The organism is Actinosynnema sp. NPDC059797, from assembly GCF_042732085.1.
GTDB lineage: Bacteria > Actinomycetota > Actinomycetes > Mycobacteriales > Pseudonocardiaceae > Actinosynnema.
This window is the reverse complement of record NZ_JBHWIE010000651.1, coordinates 1-2,242: the sequence shown is the minus strand read 5'-3', so window position 1 is coordinate 2,242 and position 2,242 is coordinate 1. Positions and strand designations below refer to the sequence as shown.

2 protein-coding genes are annotated in these 2,242 nt (G+C 68.6%); both read left to right on the top strand.

All coding sequences use genetic code 11. From position 1 onward, the window contains the following. The coding region (locus ACFV4N_RS42950) for a hypothetical protein (protein WP_499678451.1) at positions 1 to 410 on the top strand (410 nt) is incomplete at its 5' end. 448 nt (positions 411 to 858) lie between these two features. Next, positions 859 to 1,128 carry a hypothetical protein gene (locus ACFV4N_RS42945; RefSeq protein WP_499678450.1) on the top strand — a complete coding sequence of 90 codons (270 nt, stop codon included), beginning with the start codon at positions 859 to 861 and terminating at the stop codon, positions 1,126 to 1,128. Positions 1,129 to 2,242 lie beyond the last annotated feature (1,114 nt).

Sequence of the window (2,242 nt, the reverse complement as noted above, 5' to 3'; positions counted from 1 at the left end):
CCGGGGGTGTGAGCCGACAGCCCGGTGTGGTGCGGCTGAACATCTCGGCGCGGGTGCCGCGGCACCCGCGCCGAGGTGATCTTCTTTCCGGGCGCGCATCGTCGCTGGAGGCCGGGCCGACCAAGGGTGGGGAACCCGCCGGTCCGGACCGGTTCGACCGCGATGGTGCGGCCCGCGGCGTGCGGGCGATCGGCCCTCGGCCTGTCCGGTCGTGGTGGTGCGAGTCGGAGTGCTCGGTGGGGTCGGCGGTCGTCGTAGCGGGTGGCGACTTCTATCACGAAGCACAGGTGTCGCGCCGGGGAGCGGGTGGTGTCCGCGGGCGCTTGAGCACGCGCCGTGCGATCGTGTGCAAGGACCGGGTCGAGTACGACTGGTCCGAAGAATGCATACTGACTGTCATTACCGACTGATGCGGTCGAGCGTTCGGAATCACCCTGTCGGCGGATGTCTTTGATCACACAATTCGGACACTCTCTCCTGGTCGGATGATTCGAGGAGGGTGCAACACAATCGTTCTCGCAACCGTGGGCCAGGAAGAGGTGGCTACGCACGCGAACCGCCACAATCGCGTTCACCGGGAACGACCGCCATCGCGATAGCCGAATCCGCACGACGTGGAACGCCGACGTGCCGGCATCCTCACGAACAGGGTCCCTTCCACGCCGCCGCACGCTCATCGCCATCGCATTGGTCCTGTTGGTCACGACACCCACCGCCGGCCATTCGACGTACGGCGCCGAGGACGACGACTACCCTGCGACGGCAACGTTCCGGCCAAGCACTGCTTCACCGTCGACCCGCCACCGGTGACCTGGCACGTGCGGTGTTCACCGGGGAACTGTTCATCGAGGAGCTGACGTGCCGACCATGCGACGTGTTGCGGCAACGCTCGTTGCGATCTTCGCCGCGGCCATCACCACTGCAACCCCTGCACACGCATCGATCTGGTACTGGAGCGGAGACTACGATTCCGAGGCTGCTTGCGAATACCAACTGGAACAGCACATCCAGCAGGAGTTGGAGATCGGGCAGCCGTTCATCTGGCGCTCCTGCCGTTACTACAACTACACGCAACTCCCGTCCGGTTGGAATTCCGGCTGGTACTACCAGTTCAACATAGGCGAGTGAGAAAGGCGCCGCTGCCCATCCACGGCTCGGCTCCGCCCGGGTCTCCGCTCGTCGAGGTCGTGACGCGGCCTGCCGCGCGGTGCCCAACCGGCACCCTGGCGAGTGCGAAAAGGTAGCCACGGGCGCGCAGCCAGGGGCCGTCGCCACGAGGCTGTGGCCGCCGGCGCGGGGAGGCCCGGCGTGGCCAGTCCCGTCGCCGACCGGCACGAGTCGTCCGCGTTCGGTGCGCACAGCGGTGGCGTCCAGGGTGACGGGGTCGGCGGTGCCCACGGCGGTGCCCACGGTGGTGGTCACGACGTTGTCGTCGTGCGCGGCCAGGGGCACGGGCCTGCCTGCTCCGCGCATGCGCTCACCGACGGTGTGATCGACGGCCAGCCGAGAGCAGATCGCCTTCGAGCAGGTAGGCGCGGCAGTCGCCCACCCAGGCGATGTCGAAGGCGAGTCTGTCGTGGGGTGATCGCGGTCGGGACACCGCCACGACCCTCACGGTGTCCCGGTCGCACGGGCAGCGGACGAGAGTGGTCGTCGGCGCCACCACACCGAACAGGCGCTGCCGCGTCGTGTACCGGGGGCGGTCCCGCGCCGATCCCGTACCCGCCGGAGGTGATCGTCGGTGAACCGCTGGACACGCCCGGCCCGTAATTCGTGTTGGAGGTGGTGGAGACGGTCCGGGGCTGCGCGATCACACCGGGCTGGTAGGTGTTGGCGCCGCTGCCCGCGCACGACAACAACTCGGCGTCCTGGCCGCGCGCGGCGGCCACGACCCACCCCTGCTGCCACCGGCACCGCGACGACGACGCCCGCAGCGGACCTCCGCACTCCGGACAGCAGTTTCCCGGCGCCATCCGCGATCATCGAACACCCCTCCGAGTGGGAACCGACGAATTACCCGTAGGCGGTCACGTGGCCAGGCGGTCGTGGACGCTCTCCGGTTCCTGAAGGGTGAGGTACATGACACCTTTGTGGGAAAGAACCAGCTCAACCAGGGCGTGGCGCACCGATACCGGCTGCGGCCTCTGCCGGACGTCGGTCAGGCCCTGGCCCTGTCCCGGCGCCCGGTGGAGACGACGGGTGGCGGTGGCGGTCCGCAGACCGGCGTGCACTACCGGTTGGT